This is a genomic window from Aeromonas sp. R10-2 (assembly GCF_040908445.1).
GTDB lineage: Bacteria > Pseudomonadota > Gammaproteobacteria > Enterobacterales > Aeromonadaceae > Aeromonas > Aeromonas veronii.
This window is the reverse complement of record NZ_JBFODS010000043.1, coordinates 31,910-55,479: the sequence shown is the minus strand read 5'-3', so window position 1 is coordinate 55,479 and position 23,570 is coordinate 31,910. Positions and strand designations below refer to the sequence as shown.

Annotated in this window: 22 protein-coding genes and 1 pseudogene; 18 read left to right on the top strand and 5 right to left on the bottom strand. The window is 59.7% G+C overall.

Going from position 1 to position 23,570, the window contains the following annotated elements:
• A pseudogene (locus AB5Y97_RS10750) lies at window positions 1–613 on the bottom strand (ISAs1-like element ISAs1 family transposase); the annotation flags it as partial.
• A gap of 75 nt (window positions 614–688) precedes the next feature.
• Here AB5Y97_RS10750 and AB5Y97_RS10745 point away from each other — a divergent pair.
• Complete coding sequence (locus AB5Y97_RS10745) at window positions 689–2,092, top strand: diguanylate cyclase (protein WP_368157847.1); 1,404 nt, start codon at window positions 689–691, stop codon at window positions 2,090–2,092.
• On the opposite strand, the gene xerD is transcribed toward AB5Y97_RS10745, so the two are convergent.
• Window positions 2,089–2,988, bottom strand: coding sequence for a site-specific tyrosine recombinase XerD (xerD, locus tag AB5Y97_RS10740; RefSeq protein WP_005354107.1), 900 nt, complete (start codon window positions 2,986–2,988; stop codon window positions 2,089–2,091). The two genes, AB5Y97_RS10745 and xerD, sit on opposite strands and share 4 nt — an antisense overlap.
• A gap of 250 nt (window positions 2,989–3,238) precedes the next feature.
• On the opposite strand from xerD, the gene fldB reads away from it, so the two are divergent.
• The 3 genes from fldB to AB5Y97_RS10725 all read left to right on the top strand — a co-directional run bounded on the left by fldB (window position 3,239) and on the right by AB5Y97_RS10725 (window position 6,700).
• Window positions 3,239–3,757, top strand: a complete 519-nt coding sequence (gene fldB / locus AB5Y97_RS10735) for a flavodoxin FldB (RefSeq protein ID WP_005335151.1) — start codon at window positions 3,239–3,241, stop codon at window positions 3,755–3,757.
• 202 nt (window positions 3,758–3,959) lie between these two features.
• Complete coding sequence (locus tag AB5Y97_RS10730; protein ID WP_201946322.1) at window positions 3,960–5,360, top strand: TldD/PmbA family protein; 1,401 nt, start codon at window positions 3,960–3,962, stop codon at window positions 5,358–5,360.
• On the top strand, window positions 5,360–6,700 hold the full coding sequence (locus AB5Y97_RS10725; RefSeq protein ID WP_201946324.1) for a TldD/PmbA family protein: 1,341 nt from the start codon (window positions 5,360–5,362) through the stop codon (window positions 6,698–6,700). The genes AB5Y97_RS10730 and AB5Y97_RS10725 overlap by 1 nt, the downstream gene beginning before the upstream one ends.
• An 84-nt stretch (window positions 6,701–6,784) precedes the next feature.
• On the opposite strand, the gene AB5Y97_RS10720 is transcribed toward AB5Y97_RS10725, so the two are convergent.
• On the bottom strand, window positions 6,785–7,279 hold the full coding sequence (locus AB5Y97_RS10720; RefSeq protein WP_005335155.1) for a zinc ribbon-containing protein: 495 nt from the start codon (window positions 7,277–7,279) through the stop codon (window positions 6,785–6,787).
• A gap of 145 nt (window positions 7,280–7,424) precedes the next feature.
• Between AB5Y97_RS10720 and leuS the strand changes: the two genes are divergently transcribed.
• From leuS to lipA, 14 genes are all read left to right on the top strand, one after another.
• Window positions 7,425–10,001, top strand: coding sequence for a leucine--tRNA ligase (leuS, locus tag AB5Y97_RS10715; RefSeq protein ID WP_075115454.1), 2,577 nt, complete (start codon window positions 7,425–7,427; stop codon window positions 9,999–10,001).
• A 113-nt stretch (window positions 10,002–10,114) separates the two neighbouring features.
• Window positions 10,115–10,597, top strand: coding sequence for an LPS assembly lipoprotein LptE (lptE, locus tag AB5Y97_RS10710; RefSeq protein ID WP_075115453.1), 483 nt, complete (start codon window positions 10,115–10,117; stop codon window positions 10,595–10,597).
• Window positions 10,597–11,634, top strand: coding sequence for a DNA polymerase III subunit delta (gene holA, locus AB5Y97_RS10705; protein ID WP_075115452.1), 1,038 nt, complete (start codon window positions 10,597–10,599; stop codon window positions 11,632–11,634). Before lptE ends, holA begins: the two co-directional genes overlap by 1 nt.
• A complete protein-coding gene (gene nadD, locus AB5Y97_RS10700; protein WP_075115451.1) occupies window positions 11,628–12,278 on the top strand; it encodes a nicotinate-nucleotide adenylyltransferase in 651 nt (216 codons plus the stop codon). The genes holA and nadD overlap by 7 nt, the downstream gene beginning before the upstream one ends.
• Window positions 12,279–12,381: 103 nt before the next feature.
• A complete protein-coding gene (gene rsfS / locus AB5Y97_RS10695; RefSeq protein WP_005335165.1) occupies window positions 12,382–12,723 on the top strand; it encodes a ribosome silencing factor in 342 nt (113 codons plus the stop codon).
• A gap of 19 nt (window positions 12,724–12,742) precedes the next feature.
• A complete protein-coding gene (gene rlmH, locus AB5Y97_RS10690) occupies window positions 12,743–13,210 on the top strand; it encodes a 23S rRNA (pseudouridine(1915)-N(3))-methyltransferase RlmH (protein WP_005335166.1) in 468 nt (155 codons plus the stop codon).
• Between the two features lie 103 nt (window positions 13,211–13,313).
• Window positions 13,314–15,236, top strand: a complete 1,923-nt coding sequence (gene mrdA, locus AB5Y97_RS10685; protein WP_005335168.1) for a penicillin-binding protein 2 — start codon at window positions 13,314–13,316, stop codon at window positions 15,234–15,236.
• Window positions 15,229–16,332, top strand: a complete 1,104-nt coding sequence (gene rodA, locus AB5Y97_RS10680) for a rod shape-determining protein RodA (protein ID WP_005335170.1) — start codon at window positions 15,229–15,231, stop codon at window positions 16,330–16,332. Before mrdA ends, rodA begins: the two co-directional genes overlap by 8 nt.
• Window positions 16,332–17,330 (top strand): lytic murein transglycosylase B, encoded by a 999-nt coding sequence (gene mltB, locus AB5Y97_RS10675; RefSeq protein WP_201946328.1) that lies wholly within the window; start codon window positions 16,332–16,334, stop codon window positions 17,328–17,330. Before rodA ends, mltB begins: the two co-directional genes overlap by 1 nt.
• A complete protein-coding gene (locus tag AB5Y97_RS10670) occupies window positions 17,272–18,252 on the top strand; it encodes a septal ring lytic transglycosylase RlpA family protein (RefSeq protein WP_201946329.1) in 981 nt (326 codons plus the stop codon). Before mltB ends, AB5Y97_RS10670 begins: the two co-directional genes overlap by 59 nt.
• A 186-nt stretch (window positions 18,253–18,438) precedes the next feature.
• On the top strand, window positions 18,439–19,635 hold the full coding sequence (locus AB5Y97_RS10665) for a serine hydrolase (protein ID WP_368157843.1): 1,197 nt from the start codon (window positions 18,439–18,441) through the stop codon (window positions 19,633–19,635).
• A 292-nt stretch (window positions 19,636–19,927) separates the two neighbouring features.
• Entirely contained in the window at window positions 19,928–20,191 is a 264-nt protein-coding gene (ybeD, locus tag AB5Y97_RS10660) for a DUF493 family protein YbeD (protein ID WP_005335178.1), read from the top strand.
• Window positions 20,192–20,253: 62 nt separating this feature from the next.
• Window positions 20,254–20,931 (top strand): lipoyl(octanoyl) transferase LipB, encoded by a 678-nt coding sequence (lipB, locus tag AB5Y97_RS10655; protein WP_040066806.1) that lies wholly within the window; start codon window positions 20,254–20,256, stop codon window positions 20,929–20,931.
• Window positions 20,928–21,893 (top strand): lipoyl synthase, encoded by a 966-nt coding sequence (lipA, locus tag AB5Y97_RS10650; RefSeq protein ID WP_005335190.1) that lies wholly within the window; start codon window positions 20,928–20,930, stop codon window positions 21,891–21,893. The genes lipB and lipA overlap by 4 nt, the downstream gene beginning before the upstream one ends.
• A gap of 105 nt (window positions 21,894–21,998) precedes the next feature.
• On the opposite strand, the gene AB5Y97_RS10645 is transcribed toward lipA, so the two are convergent.
• Together AB5Y97_RS10645 and AB5Y97_RS10640 are read right to left on the bottom strand one after the other, a co-directional pair.
• A complete protein-coding gene (locus AB5Y97_RS10645; protein WP_368157846.1) occupies window positions 21,999–22,562 on the bottom strand; it encodes an NUDIX domain-containing protein in 564 nt (187 codons plus the stop codon).
• A gap of 7 nt (window positions 22,563–22,569) precedes the next feature.
• Window positions 22,570–23,370: a DUF2989 domain-containing protein gene (locus AB5Y97_RS10640; RefSeq protein ID WP_236325194.1), complete on the bottom strand. Its 801-nt coding sequence runs from the start codon at window positions 23,368–23,370 to the stop codon at window positions 22,570–22,572.
• Window positions 23,371–23,570 lie beyond the last annotated feature (200 nt).

Genomic DNA, 23,570 nt, shown 5'->3' with positions numbered 1-23,570 from the left:
GCGATTGAACCGCTTGATACAGCTTCGGTTGATTATTCTTGACCTGTACCACTACATGAGCCTTCTTCTCGCTGATTTTCTCCAGTGTCTCACGCTGACAATGCAACGCATCGAGTGTGACAACGGCTCCTTTTAGCTCAAGAATGTCCAGCATATCTTTGACGGTTTCGATTTCCCCCTTCTTGTTAGGGGTTGCTTTCTGGCTTAACACCAGCCCATTTTCGGTATCGTAAGCCGTGACCAACTGAAGCGCATCCTTGGCATTTCCCCGAAAGGAGCCGCGTAACACCTTGCCATCAAAGGCAATGATGGGTTTGCCCTGATGAGTGCGCTGTTCATTGACCCAGCACAGCAACGCTTCAAGCAAGGTATCGATGACAATGCAGCGCAGAATGCGGGCAACCGTGTGACGCCGCGGGATGCCGTTGGCAAAGGGGCGATGCTGACGGAGCCAATCGATCTTTGAATCGCCATAGGTTTCGATGTCATTCCAGCCCTCGGCACCACTCATGATGGCACTGATGACAAGGAACATGACATCAACCAGGTTATGTTTACGATTGATCTCAGAGCGAGTTTCTTCGACAAGGGTAAGGTGTTCAATCAACGTCATAGCGCGTGCCTCCTGCATGGAGACGCGATTAGATCACAGACGATCTGCCTGTTCAAATTTCATTAACAAAGTGCGATCCCGCCCTGCAGATTTTTTAACGATAGTACTGCGCAGCAATGGGATAACTCACTCTCTTCGGTTGAGAGGCAAATAAATATCATCATTGCCGACATTACTGAGAATAATGGAGATCTTCCCCCGGAATTAAAACAACGTTATCGCGACATTTGGCAATACCTTCTTTACCCTGATGGCCCAATAAAAACCGTGTACTACATGCTTCAGGATAACAAGCATATCAATTTCTCTCTTCATCCTACCCCGATTGAGTTCAAAGAGTCGGAACGTCCATGGTACCGCAATGCTATCGAGCATCCCGGCATCAATATCTGGAGTTCCCCTTACATTGACGCGATTGAAAAAATGCCGGTCGTCACCCTTTCCCATGCTGTTTTTAATAATCAGGGGAAATTTCTTGGCGTGATTGGCATCGACCTGAACTTGAAAGTATTTTCAGCACGTATAGGGCGGATTCTGGAGAGTAGTAACAATGTTGTATATATGCTCTTTGACCGAGGCAGTAAGATGATTGTGGCTCACAGCGACCCTCAGGAAAACGGCAGTCGACTTGACCAACCATGGATTTCTGAATTGAAAGGCAGGAATGGTACCTTAATGAGTAAAAATGGTGATCTCATTTCATATCACGCCCTTCACAACAACCCATCGTGGCTGGTTATTACTGTATTTCCATTCAAGAGCGATATTTTGATTGGTGAGATACTGCCTACTATATTTATCACTCTGGTATTATCATTATCGATCTTCACACTGGTTGCTATTATTTTCAGGCAACGTCTGGAGCATACCATCAGCACATTGGTACAAGTTGTTAGACAATTGCGTATCACTCCTCCAGGGCAACAGATTATTATCCCCAAGCTGGCAGGCATAGAGGAGCTGGAGGATGAAATTGTGCTGATTTCAGACAAAATGCAGGCCGAAACAGAAAAATCGCTGCGTGATGCATTAACCGGCTTGTACAACCGCCGTCATTTGGAAGAGGCGCTCGCCACTCTACATAAAGAAAATAGCCAATACATATTGGCAATTATCGACATTGATAACTTCAAAAAAATAAATGATACCTATGGTCATCCCATCGGTGATGCCGTTTTGAAGCGCACCGCTCAGCTCGGTAGCCAATTGCTGGAGGAACAGGCAACCCTGTGCCGCTTTGGGGGGGAAGAGCTGGTCGCTATTTTTGAACAGACGGATATTGCCAACGCGCAGAAGTTGATGGAGCAGTGGCGTATCAGCATGGGGCAACAGGATTGGCGTGAAAAGGGCTTAAGCGTCTCCTTTAGCGGTGGCATTGCCGAATCCCTGAATGATGCGCCAGACAGTGTGATGGCCCGCGCCGATGCAGCCCTTTATCAGGCTAAACAAGCGGGCAAAAATCGGCTGCAACGGGCTTAAGCGCGGGGGTGGTGCTCCCCGTGCAGGGCCTTGAGCCGCTCGTTGGCGACATGGGTGTAGATCTGGGTGGTGGAGAGATCCGCATGGCCCAGCAGCATCTGTACCACCCGCAGGTCGGCGCCGTGGTTGAGCAGATGGGTGGCAAAGGCGTGGCGCAAGGTATGGGGGGACAGCTCACCGTTGATCCCGGCCCGCAGGGCATAGAGCTTGATGCGATGCCAGAAGGTCTGGCGGGTCATCATACGGGCCTGCTTGGAGGGAAACACCACATCCGAGCTGGTGCCCCCCAGCAGCAGGGTACGGGCCTCGCGGTAGTAACGCTCCAGCCAGTGCATCGCCTCCTCGCCCATCGGCACCAACCGCTCCTTGTTGCCCTTGCCCACCACCCGCACCAAACCCTGACGCAAACTGACATGCTCGGCAGTAAGCCCCACCAGCTCGGAAACCCGCAGCCCGGTGGCGTAGAGCAGCTCCAGCATCGCCTTGTCCCGCAGCTCCAGCGGGTCATCCACCAGCGGCGCACTCAGCAGAGCTTCCACTTCCGTTTCGCTTAAATCTGAGGGGAGTTTTTTCGGCAGCTTGGGCCCCTCCAGCAGCACGGTCGGATCGTCGCTGCGCAGCTTCTCGCGGTTGAGATACTGGTAAAAGCGGCGCAGGGCCGACAGGAAGCGGGCTGTGCTGCTGGCCGCAAACTGGTGATCGACCCGCCAGGCGAGGTAGTGCTGGATCTCGTCCATCCCTGCCAGCAGCAGCGAGCTCCCCTGCTCGTCGAGCCAGAGGGAGAACTTCTCCAGATCGCTGCGATAGGAGCTGACCGTGTTGTCAGACAATCCCCGCTCCAGCCAGAGGGCATCGAGAAAGGGTTCAATCAGGGGATGGGGGTCGGGTTTGCTCATGGTGCGCTGCAATCAGGGGATCGATGGCCCATTGTAACGCGCCAACTCCTTGGAAAGACAAGGCACTTTCATTGGAAAGATAAGGCACGTTTGCCACGCCCCTTGCCGGGCGGTGAAGGTCGAATGGCAATCTGCTAGACTGGCGCCCTCCCCTTACGTTACCCATCGTGTTGCCAACATGGCGCAGCCCACACGAGCATGCGAGAACGCGCCAAAAGCAAGCGAGAAAGCGCCAACAGAGAGAAGAGCGATGAAGATTGGTCTGTTTTACGGTTCCACCACCTGCTACACCGAGATGGCTGCCGAGAAGATCCGCGCCCTCATCGGCCCCGAGCTGGTGGATATTCACAATATCAAGGATGTCTCCCTGCGCCGGATGGAGGATTACGAGATCCTGATCCTCGGCATCTCCACCTGGGATTTTGGCGAACTGCAGGAGGACTGGGAGTCCCGCTGGGAAGATATCGCCGACCTCCATCTGGAGGGACGCATCGTGGCCCTGTTTGGCCTCGGCGATCAGCTCGGTTATGGCGAATGGTTCCAGGACGCCCTCGGCATGCTGCACGACCAGCTGGTGCCAAAAGGAGTCAAGCTGGTGGGCTACTGGCCCAACGAAGGGTACGAATTCGATGCCTCCAAGGCACTGATCGATGATGGCCGTCACTTCGTCGGGCTGGCCCTCGATGATGCCAACCAATATGACCAGACCGATCCGCGCATCGAGCAGTGGGTCGAGCAGATCCTGAGCGAAATTCACGCCCTGCTCTGATCTTTCCCACGTTTTGGCAAAACGACCCTGAGCGCCTGGCCCTGGCCGCCGGGCGCAGTTATCGCACCGATTTTCTCAATCGGTATCATCGCATGACGCTATAGCGACTTTTTTGTGCTGGTCTGCAACAATGGACTCGACATCCCATAACAATCAGAGCCGGATGTCGGAAGCAAACGGACAGACCAGAAAAGGATATTCTATGACTCCATTCTCCCTGTTGGCCCCCGCCATCGCCCGTGACGTGCTCGATCACGCGCTGGCGCTGGGTGCCGATTTTGCCGAGCTGTTTGTCGAGCGCAAGCGCCGCAGCCAGCTCAGCCTGCTCTCCAGCCAGATAGAGAACATCAGCGGCGGCCTCGATTTCGGCATCGGCGTACGCCTCTGTTACGGCCACAAGGTGCTCTACGGCTACACCAATCTGGCCAACCGCGACGAGCTGCTGCGCATCGTCACCCTTCTGGCGGCCAAAGACCGCCGCGACCCCGTGGTGACCGCCACCGCCTTCGATTTCACCCGCCTGAGCGATCGCAACCCGGTCGCGCTGCCCCTGTCGGCAGACAAGCTGCTGGAGCAGAAGATCGCCTATCTGCACGCCATGGATGCGGCGGCCCGCGCCGAGAGCGACAAGGTGAGCCAGTTCTCCGGCAACGTGCTGGGCTGGGAGCAGGAGGTGGAGATCTTCAACAGCGAAGGGCTGCAAGTGGCCGATCGCCGCCACTACAACCGCATCATGGCCCAGACTATCGCCATGGAAGGGAGCGAGCAGAGCGTCGGTTACGAGGCCCCCGGCGCCCTGATGGGCTGGGAGCATGCCGATCGCATCGATCCGCGCGAGCTGGCCCTCACCGCCACCCGTCAGGCACTGGTGAAACTGGGCGCGGCTCCCTGCCCGAGCGGCACCCTGCCGGTCATCATGGAGAACGGCTTTGGCGGCGTCATTTTCCACGAGGCGTGCGGTCATCTGCTGGAGACCACCTCGGTGGCCAAGAAGGCATCGGTATTCCACGACAAGATGGGCCAGCTCATCGCCAATCCGGTGGTCAATGCGGTGGACGAGGGACTGCAAGGCAACGCCTGGGGCTCCATCAACGTCGATGACGAGGGGATGGCGACCCAGCATACCCAGCTCATCAAGGACGGCGTACTGACCGGTTTTCTGGTGGACAGAATGGGCGCCCTCAAGACCGGTTACGCCCGCACCGGCTCGGGGCGGCGCGAATCCTACAAGTACGCCCCCACCTCGCGCATGCGCAACACCTATATCGAACCGGGCAACCACAGCCTCGACGATATGCTAGCCACGGTGGAGCACGGCATCTACGCCAAGAAGATGGGGGGCGGCTCGGTACAGCCCGGCACCGGCGAGTTCAACTTCAATGTACAGGAGGCCTACCTCATCGAGCACGGCAAAATCACCAAGCCGCTCAAGTCAGCCACCCTGATCGGTACCGGCCCGCAGGTGCTGAAAGAGATCTCCATGGTGGGCAGCAATCTGGCGCTGGCCGCCGGTATGTGCGGCTCGGTCTCGGGCTCGGTGCCCACCTCGGTGGGCCAGCCGGCGCTGAAAGTGGACAACATTCTGGTGGGAGGGAACGCCTGATGAGCACCATCGACATGAATCAACTGCTCACCCGCCTGCTCGACAAGGTGGCCGACCTCAACGCCGAGGCAGACATCATCGCCAATCAGGAGAAGGCCTTCTCCCTCAAGGCAGACAAGGGCGAGCTGGGTGAATACAAGGTCACCAGCAGCCAGCAGCTCGGTATTCGCCTGATCAAAGAGGGTCGGGTCGGCATCGCCTACTCGGAATCCCTCGATGAGCTGGCGCTGGATGCCATGCTGCAGGATGCGCTCGATGCCAGCCGCTTTGCCAAGGTGGATCCGGATCAGCGCATCTCGGTGGCCAATAGCCGGATCACCACAGATTGCGCCGAGATCAACCAGCCCGATACCACGCCGGTTGAGAAGAAGATCGCCCTGGCCCTGCGCCTCGAATCAGACATGCTGACCATGCCCGATGTGAGCGGCGCCCCCTACAACAGCTTCTTCGAAGGTGAGAGCCAGCTCTGGCTCGCCAACAGTCAGGGTACCCTCTGCCAGCACGGCGAGTTCAGCGTCGGCTGCTACACCTCGGCGCTGGTGGAACGGGATAGCCGCCAGTCGATGCACTCGCAGGGGCAGTATGGCCGTCGCTTCGACGAGCTGGATAGTCAGGCCCTAATCGAGCAGATCTACGCCATCGCCGATGGTCTGCTGCCCGGTGAAGCGGTGCCGAGCGGTCGCTACAGCGTCATCTTCAGTACCAACTGCTTTGCCAGCCTGTTTGGCTGCTTTCAAGGCGTGCTGTCGGGCAAGTGGGCCCAGCAGGGGATCAACCCCTGGCGCAGCAAGGTCGGCCAGAGCGTAGCGTCACGCTGGCTTACTCTGGAAAGCCGGGTCTATATGCCAGGCGGCATGAACATCAAGGCGTTTGATGGCGAGGGGGCGGCCAGCTCGGATCTGCTGCTGATTGGCGAAGGGGAGCTGAAAACCCTGCTCCACAACAGCGCCACCGCCCGCCACTTTGGCGTCGCCAGCAACGGCTCGGCCGCTCGCGGTGCCCGCAGCGCCCTTGATGTGACCGCTCGCCACCTGGTGTTTGGCGCGGGCCCCCACTGCGAAGCGGAAGTGCAAAGCGGCGACTATCTGGAGCTGGTCAAGCTGGATGGCCTGCATTCGGGTGCCGATGCGGTGAGCGGTGACTTCTCCTTTGGCGCGTCAGGGTTCCTCTGCCGCGATGGAGTTCGCCTGCAGCCGGTGCGCGGCATCACGGTAGCAGGCAACTTCTACCGCCTGCTGGGCGAGCTGGAAGCGGTCGGTGACACCCTGCACCACAACGATGGCAAGGGCTTCTACGCCCCGCAGATCCGTTTTGGCGGCCTCTCCGTCGCGGGCAAGTAAACGTCCCGACGAAACCTGCAAGTAAGAAAAAGGCGCCTGATGGCGCCTTTTTGCTCGTTGTCTCGTCCACATTGATGGCATGACTCAGGGCGAAAGCGGCTCGCGGTGATATTCGGCGCAGCCGCACTCGGGGCAAGTATCGAGCTGCTGGGGATGCAGCACGGTATGGCGCCAGCCACACTGGTCGCACACCATGACCCCGAGCCCTACCCAGTCACCCGCTTCGTAAACCCCCTTGTGCTCCAACTCGTCGGCCAGCTCCCGCCACTCCACCTGGGCGCGGTCGGTCACATCCGCCAGCCAGGACCACGCGGTGTCTTTGAGGGCCAACATAAAGGCAGACTCTTCCACCTGCGCACTATCGTCATGGCGCCCCTCGTCATAGTTGCCCAGATCCCGCTTCACGTACTCGGCGATGAGCGCCAGTTCGTCTTGGGTCAGGTCACTGGCAGCCTCCAGATAGGCCTGCACCTTGGCAATCATCCGGTTGAGGCGCTCCCCCTGGAACTCTTCAGTCTCTTGCCACTGTTTTTGCAGCTCGGCAATGAAGGCTTCGTACCCTTTTTGACGTTTGTCCATGGCTGTTACTCCTCTACTAAACCCTGATCTGGCCCGGCTTAAGGCCCAAGGGACGCTGGCGGTTGTTGCCGCCGCAGGATATGGGTATTCTATTGCGATTTCCCAGCTGATTTATCTATTCATTTCACAGATCCGGATGTCACCAATGCAAGAGCAATACGTTCCCCAATCAATCGAACCAGCAGTGCAAAAGCACTGGGATGCCAAGAAAACCTTCAAGGCCGTGGAGAAGGTAGACAAGGAGAAGTTCTACTGCCTGTCCATGTTCCCCTATCCGTCTGGTCGACTACACATGGGGCACGTTCGTAACTACACCATAGGTGATGTGATCTCCCGTTATCAACGCCTCAATGGCAAGAACGTGCTGCAACCCATAGGTTGGGATGCATTCGGTCTGCCGGCCGAGAACGCCGCGATCAAAAACAATACCGCACCGGCGCCCTGGACCTACGAAAACATCGAATACATGAAGAACCAGCTGAAGATGCTGGGTCTGGGTTATGACTGGGATCGTGAAGTCGCCACCTGCAAACCGGATTACTACCGCTGGGAGCAGTGGTTCTTCACCAAGCTCTACGAGAAGGGTCTGGTCTACAAGAAGACCTCCTCCGTCAACTGGTGCCCGAACGACATGACAGTGCTGGCCAACGAGCAGGTGGTCGACAACTGCTGCTGGCGCTGTGACACCCCGGTGGAGCAGAAAGAGATCCCCCAGTGGTTCATCAAGATCACCGACTACGCCGAAGAGCTGCTCAGCGACATCGACAATCTGGAAGGCTGGCCAGAGATGGTCAAGACCATGCAGCGCAACTGGATTGGCCGCTCCGAAGGGGTCAACATCAGCTTCAATATCGAGGGTCATGCTGATCAGCTGGAGGTCTACACCACCCGTCCGGACACCTTCATGGGCGTCACCTATGTGGGTATCGCCGCCGGTCACCCGCTGGCGCTGCAAGCAGCCCAGAACAATCCTGAGCTGGCCGCCTTCATCGAAGAGTGCAAGAACACCAAGGTAGCCGAAGCCGAGCTGGCCACCATGGAGAAGAAAGGCATGGCCACCGGCCTCTACGCCATTCACCCGCTGGATGGCCGCAAGGTACCGGTCTGGGTCGCCAACTTCGTGCTGATGAACTACGGCACCGGCGCCGTAATGGCGGTTCCGGCCCACGATCAGCGTGACTTCGAATTCGCCACCAAATATGGCCTCGATATCAAGGCTGTGATCAAGCCGGTTGATGGCGACGTCGACGTGAGCGAAGCCGCTTACACCGAGAAAGGCGTGCTGTTCAACTCCGGCGAGTTTGACGGTCTCGACTTCCAGGGCGCCTTCGATGCCATCGCCAGCAAGCTGGAAGGGCTCGGCAAGGGCAAGCGCACCGTCAACTACCGTCTGCGTGACTGGGGCGTCTCCCGTCAGCGCTACTGGGGTGCCCCCATCCCGATGCTGACTCTGGCTGATGGTACCGTGGTGCCGACACCGGAAGACCAGCTGCCGGTACTGCTGCCGGAAGATGTGGTGATGGACGGCATCCAGAGCCCGATCAAGGCCGACGCCGAGTGGGCCAAGACCACTTACAACGGTCAGGAAGCGTTCCGCGAGACCGATACCTTCGACACCTTTATGGAGTCCTCCTGGTACTACGCGCGCTACTGCTCCCCGGACTACGACAAGGGCATGCTGGATCCGGCGGCTGCCAACCACTGGCTGCCGGTGGATCAGTACATCGGCGGTATCGAACACGCCTGTATGCACCTGCTCTATGCCCGCTTCTTCCACAAGCTGCTGCGTGACGCAGGCCTCGTGAACAGCGACGAGCCGTTCAAGCGCCTGCTCTGCCAGGGCATGGTGCTTGCCGACGCCTTCTACTACAAAGACGAGAAGGGCGGCAACGTCTGGGTCAGCCCGACCGACGTCAAGGTAGAGCGTGACGAGAAGGGTCGCATCACCAAGGCCATCGACAACGAAGGCCGTGAGGTAATGCACTCCGGCATGACCAAGATGTCCAAGTCCAAGAACAATGGCATCGACCCGCAGCTGATGGTCGAGCGTTATGGCGCCGATACCGTCCGTCTGTTCATGATGTTCGCCTCCCCGGCCGAGATGACCCTGGAGTGGTCCGACTCCGGCGTAGAGGGTGCCCAGCGCTTCCTGCGTCGCCTGTGGCGCGTCACCTTCGAGCACGTCTCCGGTGGCGCCGTTGCCGCACTCGATGTAGCGGCTCTCACCAACGAGCAGAAAGCGGTACGCCGTGAACTGCACAAGACCATCGCCAAGGTGAGTGATGACGTGGGTCGCCGTCAGACCTTCAACACCGCCATCGCCGCCATCATGGAGCTGATGAACAATCTCTCCAAGCTGGGCAACGACGAGCAGGACCGCGCCCTGATGCAGGAAGCGCTGGAAGCTGTGGTAGTCATGCTCTACCCCATCACCCCGCACATCGGCTTCGAGCTGTGGAAGATGCTGGGCAAGGGCGACGACATCGATCACGCAGCCTGGCCGGTGGCCGATGAAGCGGCCATGGTCGAGACCGAGAAGCTGGTAGTGGTGCAGATCAACGGCAAGATGCGCGGCAAGCTGACCGTTCCGGCCGAGATCAGCCAAGCCGACGTCGAGAAGCTGGCGATGGCCGATGCCTCGGTACAGAAGTTCACCGACGGGCTGACCGTGCGCAAGGTGATCTATGTACCTGGCAAGCTGCTCAATATTGTCGCTAACTAATTGGCTGCCAACTGATTGGTTACCAACTGATCATTGCCAATCTGTAACAGCAAACGGATGATAACGGCGGGCCCTGCGCCCGCCGCTTTCCCTTAATGCAAAGAGGATTTTCTATGGGCACCATCTTCACCCGCTGGATGGCCATCGTGCTGGTTGGTCTGCTGCTGCAAGGCTGCGGCTTTCACATGCGCGGCAACGGCATTCCGAGCGAGCTGATGACCATGAAGGTCGTGGGCGACAACAAGAGCGACTTCTACCGGATGGTCACCACCCGCCTGAAGGCCTCTGGCGTGACCCTGGCCGACAAGGAGGGCATTCCGGTGCTCACTTTGGGCGGCGTAGGCAGCACCAGTCAGGTCGCCTCGGTCAACGCGCTGGGGACGGACACCGAATATGTGCTGGGCTTTGGTACCCAGTTCACTATCTCGGTACCGGGCAAGCCAACTCAGGTCTTCCCCATCAACTTCAACCGCAGCTTCCTCAACAAGCCGGATGCAGCGCTCGCCTCCTCCCGTGAGCAGGAGCAGCTCAACCGCGAAATGCAGGAGCAGGCGGCCAATCAGGTGATCCGGCAGTTGAGTCAGGTCAGCTTCTGATGCGGATCTACCCGGAACAATTTGGCGACCACCTCAAAGCAGGGCTTCGGCCCTGCTATCTCGTTTTTGGCGACGAGCCCCTGTTGCGACTGGAGGCCATCGATGCCATCCGTCAGGTCGCCCGCAAGCAGGGTTTCGATGAGCGCCACACCTTCGTGGTGGAACAGGGGCTGGACTGGAATCAGGTCTACGATGCCTGTCAGGCCATGAGCCTCTTCTCCGCCCGCCAGATCATCGAGCTGGAGCTGCCCGCCAAGGTGGACAAGGATCTCGCTGCCCGCATCAGCGAAATTGGCAAGCAGCTTCATCCCGACCTGCTGCTGGTGCTGAGTGGCGGTCGCCTCAACCAGACCCAGATGAAGGCAGCCTGGTTCGACAAGCTCTACCAGATTGGCACCTATGTGCCGGTCAACCATCCGGAGCCCAAGTTCTTCCCCCGCTGGATGAGCGCCCGCTTTGCGCGTTTCGGCCTCAAGGCGCTGCCGGATGCCATCAACTTCATGTGTCACTCCTACGAGGGCAACCTGCTGGCCGCCAGTCAGGAGATCGAGAAGCTGACCCTGCTCTCGCCGCCCCAGCCCATCAGCGTCACCTATCTGCAAGAGACCATTATCCGCCACGCCCACTTCACCCCGTTCCAGCTGGTCGATACCCTGCTGGAGGGCAAGGTGAACCGGGCCCAGCGCATTCTGGCCGCTCTGCGGGCCGAAGGTACCGAGCCAGGGATGCTGGCCTGGACCCTCTGCCGCGAGCTGGAGCAGCTGACCGAGCTGTCGTTGGCGATGCGCAACGGCCAGCCGCTGGGTGAGCACTTCAGCCGCCTGCGCATCTGGCAGAGCCGCCAGCAGCTCATTCAGCAAGCACTGACCCGACTGCCGTTTGCCAAGTTGCAGCAACTGTGGCAGCTGATGGCCCAGCTGGACGATGCCCAGCGCCGCTTCGATACCGAGCAGGCGTGGCTGATGCTGCAGACCATTGCCCTCGGCTTTCGTGATGGCACCCCGCTGCCGCTGGTGATGGAGAGTGCGCCATGCTGAAGGCGCCTGTCGGTTTGCTTGGCGGCACCTTCGACCCCATCCATATCGGTCATCTGCGCCCGGCCATCGAGGCGCGCGATGCCCTCGGGCTGGCCGAGATGCGGCTGATCCCGAACCATATCCCGCCCCACCGTGCCAATCCGTTCTGCTCCAGCGAACAGCGTCTCGCCATGGTCAAACTGGCGGCAGCGGAGAACCACCACTTTGTGGTGGATGAGCGGGAGCTGAGACGGGACAAGCCCTCTTACACCATCGATACCCTGATCGAGCTGCGTCGTGAACTGCCCGATACCCCGCTCTGTTTTCTGATGGGGATGGATTCCCTGCTGAGCCTGCCAAGCTGGCACCGCTGGCAGGAGCTGCTCGACTATGCCCATCTGGTGGTGAACGTACGGCCGGGCTGGCAACCGGATTATCCGGCCGAGGTGGCGCAGTTGCTGGCGCGCCATCACACCACGGATGCCAACGCGCTGCATCTGCGTCTGGCCGGTCATATCTGGCTGGCGGACAACCAGCCCATCGAACTGTCAGCCACCCGACTGCGGGCCTTGCTGGATGCGGGACAAGACACCCGCTACCTCTTGCCCGAGTCGGTTGCGCACTATATTGATCAACAGGGGCTCTACCGCGCCAACCGCCGCTAGCCCCTGTCGTAATCCCGCCCCACCCGATGGGAAACGGGAGTGACCATGATATAATCCGCCGCCCTGACGCAAACGCTGCGCGCCGGAATACAGGAGAGACTCATTGCAAGGCCAAGAATTGCATGCCTTTATCATCGACAAGATCGATGACATGAAAGGCCGCGACATCATCACCCTCGATGTACGCGGCAAATCCAGCATTACTGACACCATGATCATCTGTTCCGGCAACTCCAGTCGTCACGTCAGCGCCATTGCCCACCATCTGGCCAGCGAGGCCCGCCACGCGGGTCTGGATCTGCTGAGCGTGGAAGGGCAACTGAGCGGTGAATGGGTGCTGGTAGATATGGGCTCGGTGATCGTGCATGTGATGCAGGATGAACACCGTGACTTCTACCAACTGGAAAAGCTGTGGAGCGGTGCCGCTCAAATGAATACGCAATAAGAGCACAAGTGTAACGACCATGAAGATCCAGTTGATTGCGGTGGGCACCAAGATGCCCGCCTGGGTAGAGCATGGCTTCGAAGAGTATCGTCGCCGCTTCCCCAAAGACATGCCGTTTGAACTCGTCGAGATTGGCGCAGGCAAGCGGGGCAAAAATGCCGACATTCCGCGCATCCTGCAGAAGGAAGGGGAAGCCATGCTGGCGGCTGCGGGGCGCTCGCGCATCGTCACCCTCGACATTCCGGGCAAGCCCTGGACCACGGAGCAGCTGGCGACCCAGCTGGAGGCGTGGAAACTCGATGGCCGCGATGTCGCGCTGCTGGTAGGCGGGCCGGAAGGCTTGTCCCCCGAGTGCAAAGCTGCCGCCGAACAGAGCTGGTCACTGTCACCGCTCACCCTGCCCCATCCGCTGGTGCGGGTGCTGGTGGCAGAGAGCCTCTATCGGGCCTGGAGCATCACCACCAATCATCCGTATCATAGAGAGTGAGCCATGCGTCTCTGGAGTCTCACCGCTCATATTCACCCCTATCACAGAGAGTGAACAATGCAGTTCCTGCTCTTATTGCCCCCAAGGGTCTTGAGGTAAAGGCATGCTGAAACAACGCATCGAAATGCGCGATCACAGTGCCGAGGGCAATCTGTTCTTCCGGCGCACCCTGGTAGCCTACATCGGTATCGTCGTGCTGATGCTGGTGCTGCTGGGCAATCTCTATTATCTGCAGGTCGAGTCCTACGACACCTACCAGACTCGCTCCAACTCCAACCGCATCCGCGTGGTACCGGTGGCACCGCCACGGGGCCTCATCTATGACACCAACGGTGTGCTGCTGGCGGAAAATCGCCCGGTCTACAGTCTGGAAATTGTGCCGGAAGAGACCAAAGATCTCGAAAAAACCGCCGACCAGCTGATCACCCTGCTGGGTCTGCCGGAAGGCACCAAGGAGAAGTTCCTCGCAGAAGTGAAGCGCCAGCGCCGCTTCAAGCCGGTCGCCCTCTACGAGAAGCTGACCGAATATCAGGTGGCCCTCTTCTCGGTCAACCAGCATAACTACCCGGGCGCCAGCATCGAGGCCTACCTCAAGCGCTACTACCCGTTTGGTGACACCCTCACCCATGCTTTGGGCTATGTGGCCAAGATCAACACCCGTGACGTGGAGCGCCTCGAGAAGGAAGAAAAACTCGCCAACTACGCGGCCACCAAGGATATCGGCAAGCAGGGGGTGGAGAAGTATTACGAAGATGAGCTGCACGGTGTGGCGGGCTATCAGGAGGTCGAGGTGAACAACCGCGGCCGGATTGTCCGCACCCTCAAGTTCCAGCCACCTATTCCGGGCAAGGATATCTACCTCAATATCGACGTCCGGATGCAGCTAAAGGCCCAGCAACTGCTGGCTGGCCAGCGCGGTGCCATCGTGATGATGGACCCGAAAACCGGCGCCATCCTGGCCCTGGAGTCGAGCCCCAGCTACGACCCCAACCTGTTTGTGACCGGTATCTCCAGCGCCAACTACTCGGCGCTCCTCAACGATCCGGCGCGGCCGCTGGTGAACCGCACCACTCAGGGCATTTATGCCCCTGCCTCCACCGTCAAGCCCATGATGTCCATCATGGGTCTCAACGAGGGGGCCATCACCCCGGGCTACCGCTATTTCGGCGGCCCGAGCTTCTCCATTCCCGGTACCACCAAGAAGTTTCGCGACTGGCGCCGCTGGGGTCATGGCTGGCTCGACGTCTATCGCGCCATCGAGGTCTCGGCAGATACCTACTTCTACGATCTCGCCTATCGGGTCGGCATCGACAAGATCCACAGCTATATGACCAAGTTCGGCTTCGGTCAGTACACCGGGGTCGATCTCTATGAAGAGACCAAGGGTGTCATGCCGTCCCGTGACTGGAAAATGGCCCGTTGGCGCCAGCCCTGGTATCAGGGTGACACCATCTCTGTCGGTATCGGTCAGGGCTACTGGAGCGCCACCCCGCTCCAACTGGCCAAGGCGATCAGCATCCTGACCCAGAATGGTCACGACGTCACCCCGCACCTGCTCAAGAGCACCGCCTCCCAGGCGGGGGTGGTCGATGCCCCCATCAACCCCAATATCGCCCTCAAGCTCAAGAACGACAGCTTCTGGAAAGTGGCGCAGGATGGGATGTGGCGAGTCAACCATGGCAGTGAAGGCAGTGGCCGTCACTCGTTTGCCAAGGCGCCTTACTCCTCAGGCGGCAAATCGGGCACAGCCCAGGTAGTCGGTTTGAAGGAAAATCAGGTTTACAACATCAAGACGGTCAAGGCGGAGCATCGCGATAACGCTTTGTTCGTTGCTTATGCCCCCTTCGAGGCACCCAAAGCGGTGGTAGCTCTGGTACTGGAAAACTCCATCGGAGGTGGTGGTGGTCGAGCTGCATCGCCCATTGCACGCCAGATGCTGGATGCCTATCTGCTGCCCCCTGATCCGCAACTGCCACCGGCACCGGAAAAGCCGTCCCAACCGAGTGAGGTCGCTCCCAATGAGTAATTCTGCCCGCCAGCAGAGCATCTGGTACAAGCTGCATATCGACTTGCCCCTGCTGCTCGGTCTGCTGGCCGTGATGACCCTCTCCATGGTGGTGCTCTACTCCGCCTCCGGTCAGGATATGGACTCCATCGTGCGCCAGCTGGTGCGCGGCGGTCTCGCCTTTGCCCTGATGATCGGCCTGGCCCAGCTGCCCCCCTCCCTCTACGCCCGCTGGTCGGTGCCGCTGTTCGCCGTGGTGGTGCTGATGCTGATTGCGGTGGACGTGTTCGGCCACATCGGCAAGGGGGCCCAGCGCTGGCTCGATCTGGGCTTTATGAAGTTCCAGCCCTCCGAGGTGATGAAGCTCTCCATGCCCATCATGGTGGCCGCCTGGCTCAGTCGCCACTCGCTGCCCCCCAAGTTCAGCCATGTGGTGATCGCCCTCATCATGGTGCTGCTGCCCACCCTGCTGATCGCCGCCCAGCCTGACCTTGGCACCTCCATTCTGGTGGCCGCCTCCGGCTTCTTCGTCATCTTCCTGGCGGGGCTCAGCTGGTGGCTGATCGGCTTGGCGGTCCTGCTGATGCTGGCCTTTATGCCGGTGCTCTGGTTCTTCCTGATGCACGACTACCAGCGCCAGCGGGTGCTGATGCTGCTCGACCCGGAGAAAGACCCGCTCGGCCGCGGCTATCACATCATCCAGTCCAAAATTGCCATCGGCTCCGGCGGCGTCTTTGGCAAGGGGTGGCTGCAAGGGACCCAGTCCCAGCTGGAGTTCCTGCCCGAGCGCCACACCGACTTTATCTTCGCGGTATTCAGCGAAGAGTTCGGTCTGGTGGGGGTTGCCCTGCTGCTGGTGCTCTACCTCTACGTCATCAGCCGCTGCCTGTTTATCTCGATGCAGGCCCAGAACAGCTTCGAGCGACTGCTGGGTGGTGCCATCACCCTCACCTTCTTCGTCTATGTGTTCGTCAACATGGGCATGGTGAGCGGCATCTTGCCGGTGGTAGGGGTGCCCCTGCCGCTGGTGAGCTATGGCGGCACCTCCATGGTGACCCTGATGGCTGGATTCGGTATCCTGATGTCCATCCAGACTCATAGAAGACTGCTCGCCTGATGAGACGGGTCGGATTGCTGCTCTCGCTCGCCACCACGATGGCGACCGCCGCCGTGGCGCCGGATCGGTTGGCCCTGCTCGCCGACCAGCAGCAGGTGCCGCTGGCGGAGCTGCAGGCTGCCGTCGCCCGCGCCCAGTTACGGCAGGAGGTGCTCGACACCATCAGCAAGCCGTGGGAGGCCAAACCCTGGCATCGCTACCGGCCGCTGTTTGTTACCCCGGATCGCATCCGTGATGGCCAGCAGTTCTGGCAGCAACATGCCCAGACGCTGGCTCGCGCGGAGCAGACCTATCGGGTGCCCGCCTCGCTCATCGTGGCCATCATAGGGGTAGAAACCTTCTACGGTCGCCAGATGGGCCGTCATCCGGTGCTCGATAGCCTCTACACCCTGGGGTTCCACTACCCGGAGCGCAGCGACTTCTTTGCCAAGGAGTTTGCCCAGCTGGTGGTGCTGGCCAAAGAGGAAGGGTGGCAACTCGATGCCCTCAAGGGCTCCTATGCCGGCGCCATGGGGATGGGGCAGTTCATGCCCTCCAGCTACCGCCACTACGCCGTCGATTTTGACGGGGATGGCAAGCGGGACCTGTTTGCCAACCCGGTCGATGCCATCGGCAGCGTGGCCAACTATTTTGCCAGCCACCAGTGGCGCTGGGGCGAATCCGTGGTGGAACCGGCCCAGATCGGGTTGATGGCAGTCGAACCTCTACTCAGGCCTGAGCCCGAGTTAACACAACAGTGGTCAGAACTGGCGGCGGCAGGGATTGAGCTCGCCACGCCGCTGGCCCCACAGACGCCGGTCAAGTTGCTGGCGTTTGCCCAAGCCGATGGACCGGAATACTGGGTCGCACGGCATAACTTTTATGTGATCACCCGTTACAATCGCAGCCCACTCTATGCGATGGCGGTGTATCAACTTAGCCAAGCCATTCAGGAAGCGTATGCATCTTCGTCACAAACTCCTCCCGCTCAGCCTGAGCTTGTTGCTGGCCGCCTGTAGCAGCCAGCCGGAACAGAGCGCCCCCGTCGAGCCGCAAGCACCGGTCAGCAAGCCACCCGTTATCGAGATCCCGCAAGCCACCGGCGCCATTCCGCGCCCCGAGCCCCTGAGTGCCAGCGGCAACCGGGACTACTGGATCGGCAAGCAGAAGCACGAGGTGTGGCGCGACATCAAACACTACAGCGAAGAGGGCACCGCCAGCTGGTTGTCGCCGGATCTGGACGGCCAGAAGACCGCCAACGGCGATGTGCTGGACAGCAAGCTGTTCAGTGCCGCCCACCGCAACCTGCCCATCCCGAGCTATGTGCGGGTTACCAATCTGGACAACGGGCTGGAGACCATAGTGCGGGTCAACGATCGCGGCCCGTTCAACAGCCCGCGCCTGATCGACCTATCCTACGCAGCGGCCAAGCAGCTGGAGATGGTCGACAGTGGTGAGGCCCGAGTACGGCTGGAACTGATCAGCGACACCCCGGATCAGATGGTGATCATGGAGCCGATGAAGCCCATCGAAATGACTCCGACCACCCCAGCTGCGGCCTCCAACACGCTGTCGCAAGATGGCTTCCTGGGTGAACCGACTGCGCTGGCGATGGCCACTCCCGCTGCCGAACCCGCTCCCGTCAAGGCACCCACGGCCAAGCCCGCCAAAGCGGCACCTGTCAAACCAGCTCCCGCCAAGACCGCAGCTCCTGCCAACAGTGGTGATGGCAAGATGATCCAGGTACTGGCCAGCGGCTCCCGGGATCGGGCCGAGGCGATGGGCAAGGTGATGACCCAGCGTTACGGCGTGCCTTACCGGATCGATGCTCATGGCGCCATTTTCCGTGTGCTGATTGGCCCGGTCGCCGCCGACCAGCAGGCAAGTGTGCTGGAAAAAGTACGTCAGGGCGGGCTGGAACAGGCCTTTATCGTGCCCTGATCGCCGCCCTTTGCTGCGGATGTGACTAACCGCTTACTCACTGTCATCACGTCGTTTTATGGCGTGATGACAGGGAGTGATGGATAAAAAACCAGTTCTGATTGCCATCTCGGGCTATAACCTGCGGGCGCATCTGGTATAGTTAGGCCCGCATTTTATCCCCATCTGGCTCGCAGGAATTTCAAGATGTCCAAATTTGCCCGTTCAGTTCTTCTGGCCTCACTGATCAGCGTAACCGCCCAGGCCAATACGCCGGTGCCGACACCGACCCCGAATGCCATGCCCATGGTGGTTCCCGCCGCGCCGGAGATCTCCGCCAAGGCCCATATTCTGATCGACTACTACTCAGGTCAGGTGCTGGCCGAGCAGAACGCCGAAGAGCGTCTGCCGCCCGCCAGTCTGACCAAGATGATGACCTCCTACATCATCGGCCAGGAGCTGCTGAAGGGGAACATCAAGCGCACCGATATGGTGACCATCAGCCAGAACGCCTGGTCCAAGAACTACTCTGACTCCTCCAAGATGTTTATCGAGGTGGGCAAGCAGGTCTCCGTCGATGATCTCAACAAGGGCATCATCATCCAGTCCGGCAACGATGCCTGCGTCGCCATGGCCGAGTTCCTGGCGGGCAGCACCGACTCCTTCGCCAGCCTGATGAACAGCTGGGCCGCCAAGCTCGGCATGAACGACAGCCACTTCATGAACCCGCACGGTCTGGATGCGGAAGGTCACTACAGTACCGCTCACGACATGGCCCGTCTGGGTCAGGCGCTGATCCGCGACCTGCCGGAGGAGTACAAGATCTACTCCCAGAAATCCTTCGTGTTCAACGGCATCACCCAGCACAACCGCAACCGCCTGCTGTGGGATCAATCCCTGCAAGTGGATGGCATCAAGACCGGCCACGTCAGCCAGGTCGGCTATAACCTGGTCTCCTCTGCCACCAACAACGAAGGCATGCGCCTGATCGCCGTGGTACTGGGCGCCAGCAGTGAAGCCTCCCGCGCCGCCGAGAGCAAAAAACTGCTCACCTATGGCTTCCGCTTCTTCCAGAGCCTGACCCCGTACAAGGCAGGCACCGAGCTGGTCACCCAGAAGGTCTGGATGGGCGACAAACCGGAAGTGAAACTGGGCGTCGACAAAGATGTCTCCGTGCTGGTCACCCGCGGCCAGGGCAACAACCTGAAGGCTGACTTCCAGCTCGACAGCGAGCTGAAAGCGCCGCTGGCCAAGGGTCAGCGCGTCGGTACCGTGTTCCTGAAGCAGGGCGATAAAGAGATCAAGCAGGTGCCGCTGGTCGCCCTGGAAGAGGTGCAGGAAGGTGGCTTGATGAGCCGTCTGTGGGACTACCTGGTACTGCTGGTCACCAGCTGGTTCAAGTAATCCAACGCACAATCCTCACCAAACAGCGGCGCCAACAGGCGCCGCTGCTGTCTGTGACGGATAAAGGCAGTGAATAACCCTGTAAACTGCAGGTTCCGCCTCACCCTGATTTGTGGTAAAAAGCAGCACTTCCATCCTTGTCTGACCGATCCTGGCCTTGATCCCGGTCCGGGCAGCGCCCATATAGTTATGAGCCGTGCCCATATAGACTTGAAATGGCGGCCTCCACGGGCCATCGGCCACTAGCCATCCAAGATGAAGTCATCCCGGTGATGACGCAAAAGGTGAGTAAATGAATACCAAGTTTGATGAACTGCTGGAGTTTCCCTGCAAATTCCCGTTCAAGGTACTCGGCGTTGCCGACCCGGCACTGCCGGAAATGGTGGTTGAAGTGCTGCAGCAGCACGCCCCCGGCACCTACAGCCCGACAGTCCAGCCCAGCTCCAAGGGCAACTACCACTCGGTCCGCGTGACCGTGACTGCCCAGAGCAAAGAGCACATCGAAGCGATGTACCACGCCCTTGGCAAGATCGAGCTGGTGAAATACGTACTGTAATTTCTCTCTCGCCCCGTTCTGCGGGGCGACTGTTTTTGGCCGCAGCACGCCGCGAGGACGCCATGTCATCCCAGATCCCCGCCCAGTCCAGCCTGATTGTCAGGCAGCTGGGTCGCCGCCCCTACCAGCCGGTATGGGACGCCATGAAAGCCTTCACCGACAACCGCACCAGCGACACCCCGGACGAGTTCTGGGTGGTCGAGCACGATCCCGTCTACACCCAGGGTCAGGCCGGCAAGGCCGAACACCTGCTCAATCCGGGCAATATCCCGGTGGTGCAGAGCGATCGCGGCGGTCAGGTGACCTATCACGGCCCGGGCCAGCTGGTGCTCTACGTACTGGTGGATGTCCGCCGCTGCAAATTCTCGGTTCGCGAGCTGGTGACCGCGCTGGAGACAGCCATCATCAACACCCTCGCCAAAAGCGATATCCAGGCCTATGCCAAGGCCGATGCCCCCGGGGTCTATGTGAAAAATGACCTTGGCATGGAGGCAAAACTGGCCTCGCTGGGTCTGCGCATCCGCAAGGGGTGCTCGTTCCACGGGCTGGCCCTCAACATCAACATGGACATGACCCCCTTCCTGCACATCAATCCGTGCGGCTATGCGGGCATGGCCATGACCCAGACCAGCGCCCTGGGCGGCCCGCAAAGCGTGGCCGAGGCGCAATCCATTCTGGTGGCCGAGCTGGCCCGCCTGATTGGCTATCAAACAATAACAAACACCGAGAGTGAATCATGAGCAAACCCGTTCGTATGGAGCCGGGCGTCAAGCTGCGCGATGGCGACAAGATGGCCCTGATCCCGGTGAAATTCATGCCGGATCCCAACGAAGAACTCCTTCGCAAGCCGGACTGGATGCGGATCAAGCTGCCCCCCTCCAGCCAGAAGATCGAACATATCAAGAGCACCTTGCGCAAGAACAAGCTGCACTCGGTCTGTGAAGAGGCCTCCTGCCCCAATCTGGCGGAGTGCTTCAACCACGGCACCGCCACCTTCATGATCATGGGCGCCATCTGCACTCGTCGCTGCCCCTTCTGCGACGTGGCCCACGGCCGCCCGCTGGCACTCGATCCGGAAGAGCCGAAGAAGCTGGCGCTGACCATCAAGGAGATGAACCTCAAGTATGTGGTGATCACCTCGGTGGACCGCGACGATCTGCGCGACGGCGGTGCCCAGCACTTCGCCGACTGCATTCGCGAGATCCGCGAGCACAGCCCGCAGACCCGCATCGAGATCCTGACCCCGGACTTCCGTGGCCGGATGGAGCAGGCGCTGGAGGTGTTCCGCGAAACCCCGCCGGATGTCTTCAACCACAACCTGGAAACCGCACCGCGCATGTATCGCGTCGCCCGCCCGGGCGCCGACTACAAGTGGTCGCTGGAGCTGCTGCGCCGCATCAAAGAGATGCACCCCCACGTGCCGACCAAGTCCGGTCTGATGATGGGCCTTGGCGAGACCAACGAAGAGATCGTCGAGGTGCTCAAGGATCTGCGCGCCCACGGCGTCAACATGCTGACCCTGGGTCAGTATCTGCAGCCGAGCCGCCACCACCTGCCGGTGAAACGCTACGTGCCGCCAGCAGAGTTTGACGAGCTGAAAGATGTCGCCATGGAGCTGGGCTTTACCCACGCAGCCTGTGGTCCTTTCGTTCGCTCTTCCTACCATGCTGATCTGCAAGCCAAGGGCGAAGAGGTCAAGTGATCTCGCACGACAGAGTGGCTAAATAACCGCCTCCATCTCAATTAAAAAGAGCGCCTATTGGCGCTCTTTTTGTTGGTATCACTGGCCGTTGCGGCTTGATCTACTTCAGTAGCCGTGGTCGAAGATCCCCTGCTGATGCCAGCGTTGCAGCTGGGCCAGCACCCGGGTCTCTCGCGCCGTCCACTGGGGACAGGGCCCCGCCAGCTGGGTCTTGTTGGTCTGCAACGCTTCGTCGAGGGCAAACCAGCCGGGCACGAAGCCAAGGCGGATCTCGTAGGGCTGCGGCTGCGGGGCCACCAGCTGATCGCCAATCCGGCACAAGTAGTAGAGCGAGCGGATGCAGTAGGCATCGAACCCCGGCTCGCGGGCGGCGCGATATTCACGGGTCTCGCCAAGCAGGCCCCCCACTTCCCGCAGCTCGGCACCGCACTCCTCCAGCAGCTCGCGAGCGAGCGCCACATGGTGGCTCTCCCCCGCTTCAATGCCGCCCCCGGGGAACATCAGATCGCCGTTGACCCGGGAGTGGACCAGCAGCAGCTCGTCGCCACGGGGCACCACGGCACGCACCGTGAGGCGCTCAAGCGTGCGGCCATCGGTACGTATCTCGCCATGAACGAAAGAGAGATCGAACGGATTGGGCCAGCAGCTGGCCGGGGAGAGCGTCGTCATCACTGCCTCAGGGCCGGTAGTTGCCATGCTTGAGCTGCTCGACAATTTCGGCAGCCCGCACATCGTAGCCATCCTGCTCTGTCTTGCTCAGGGTGTGGTAGATGCCAAAACGCTTGGCAGAGATCTCTGGCGCATCCTGAAACGACTCGCTCACCTTGCCCCACAGATAGGCCAGCCCATACTGTTTCTGGCCCATATAGAGGGTGCTGAGGGAGGTGAATATGCGGCTGTTCACCTTATCCCCCTCCTGATAGAGGGATAGGCCGTGCTGCAGGGTGGCGATGGCCTTTTCGGGGTCGCTCTTGGCGTAGATACCGCCGAGCGCCAGTTGCAGCTCGGGTTCATCCAGCGCCTTGGTACCTTCCAGCGCCATAAACTGCTGGCGAGCCAGCTCGTTGGTGTTGTTGGTCCAGTGCCAGAGCAGCAGGTAGGGATCTTGCGAATTGCGGGTCGCCGCATCGAGCTGAGCCAACTGATCCCCGGCCGCCAGCATGCCCTCGACCCGTGGACTCTTCTGCTCGCGGGCATTCTTGTATTCAATGCTGGTGGAACGCTCGGCACATTTGAGATAGCGCTCAAGGTTACGCATCAGCTCATACTTGCGCCGATCCGTCCCCTCCTCCTTGAGATAGAAGCGACTGCGGATCACATCGGTACGCTCGTAGCGACACCAGCCATCGTCCACCAGATCCTGGCAGAGCTCGGGATGATTGCCACAGATGTTGTGGATCCGGTCGTCATTGCAGCCAGCCACGGCAAGGCCGACTGAAAGCATGATGAAGGTCTGTCGCAGGGGGAAATTGGCCATGGTTCACATCTTGTTGGTAACGCGGGTTGGTAACAACTGGCGCCTTTACGGGCCACCTCCGGCTAGCAAACCGGTTACATATCCATTACAATGCGCGCGCCATATAAGGCCGCGATTGCAGAATAATATAACGAAATATACACCCCTACACTGATCTGCATTCGACGAATTTTCTATTTACACCAACAACGTGAAATAAA

Excerpts from the sequence above, each read along its gene's own strand:
- xerD (WP_005354107.1), bottom strand. The coding sequence starts at position 2,988 with ATGAGCAAACCCGACCCCCATCCCCTGATTGAACCCTTTCTCGATGCC.
- fldB (WP_005335151.1), top strand. The coding sequence starts at position 3,239 with ATGAAGATTGGTCTGTTTTACGGTTCCACCACCTGCTACACCGAGATG.
- AB5Y97_RS10730 (WP_201946322.1), top strand. The coding sequence starts at position 3,960 with ATGACTCCATTCTCCCTGTTGGCCCCCGCCATCGCCCGTGACGTGCTC.
- AB5Y97_RS10725 (WP_201946324.1), top strand. The coding sequence starts at position 5,360 with ATGAGCACCATCGACATGAATCAACTGCTCACCCGCCTGCTCGACAAG.
- AB5Y97_RS10720 (WP_005335155.1), bottom strand. The coding sequence starts at position 7,279 with ATGGACAAACGTCAAAAAGGGTACGAAGCCTTCATTGCCGAGCTGCAA.
- leuS (WP_075115454.1), top strand. The coding sequence starts at position 7,425 with ATGCAAGAGCAATACGTTCCCCAATCAATCGAACCAGCAGTGCAAAAG.
- lptE (WP_075115453.1), top strand. The coding sequence starts at position 10,115 with ATGGGCACCATCTTCACCCGCTGGATGGCCATCGTGCTGGTTGGTCTG.
- holA (WP_075115452.1), top strand. The coding sequence starts at position 10,597 with ATGCGGATCTACCCGGAACAATTTGGCGACCACCTCAAAGCAGGGCTT.
- nadD (WP_075115451.1), top strand. The coding sequence starts at position 11,628 with ATGCTGAAGGCGCCTGTCGGTTTGCTTGGCGGCACCTTCGACCCCATC.
- rlmH (WP_005335166.1), top strand. The coding sequence starts at position 12,743 with ATGAAGATCCAGTTGATTGCGGTGGGCACCAAGATGCCCGCCTGGGTA.
- mrdA (WP_005335168.1), top strand. The coding sequence starts at position 13,314 with ATGCTGAAACAACGCATCGAAATGCGCGATCACAGTGCCGAGGGCAAT.
- rodA (WP_005335170.1), top strand. The coding sequence starts at position 15,229 with ATGAGTAATTCTGCCCGCCAGCAGAGCATCTGGTACAAGCTGCATATC.
- mltB (WP_201946328.1), top strand. The coding sequence starts at position 16,332 with ATGAGACGGGTCGGATTGCTGCTCTCGCTCGCCACCACGATGGCGACC.
- AB5Y97_RS10670 (WP_201946329.1), top strand. The coding sequence starts at position 17,272 with ATGCATCTTCGTCACAAACTCCTCCCGCTCAGCCTGAGCTTGTTGCTG.
- AB5Y97_RS10665 (WP_368157843.1), top strand. The coding sequence starts at position 18,439 with ATGTCCAAATTTGCCCGTTCAGTTCTTCTGGCCTCACTGATCAGCGTA.
- ybeD (WP_005335178.1), top strand. The coding sequence starts at position 19,928 with ATGAATACCAAGTTTGATGAACTGCTGGAGTTTCCCTGCAAATTCCCG.
- lipB (WP_040066806.1), top strand. The coding sequence starts at position 20,254 with ATGTCATCCCAGATCCCCGCCCAGTCCAGCCTGATTGTCAGGCAGCTG.
- lipA (WP_005335190.1), top strand. The coding sequence starts at position 20,928 with ATGAGCAAACCCGTTCGTATGGAGCCGGGCGTCAAGCTGCGCGATGGC.
- AB5Y97_RS10645 (WP_368157846.1), bottom strand. The coding sequence starts at position 22,562 with ATGACGACGCTCTCCCCGGCCAGCTGCTGGCCCAATCCGTTCGATCTC.
- AB5Y97_RS10640 (WP_236325194.1), bottom strand. The coding sequence starts at position 23,370 with ATGGCCAATTTCCCCCTGCGACAGACCTTCATCATGCTTTCAGTCGGC.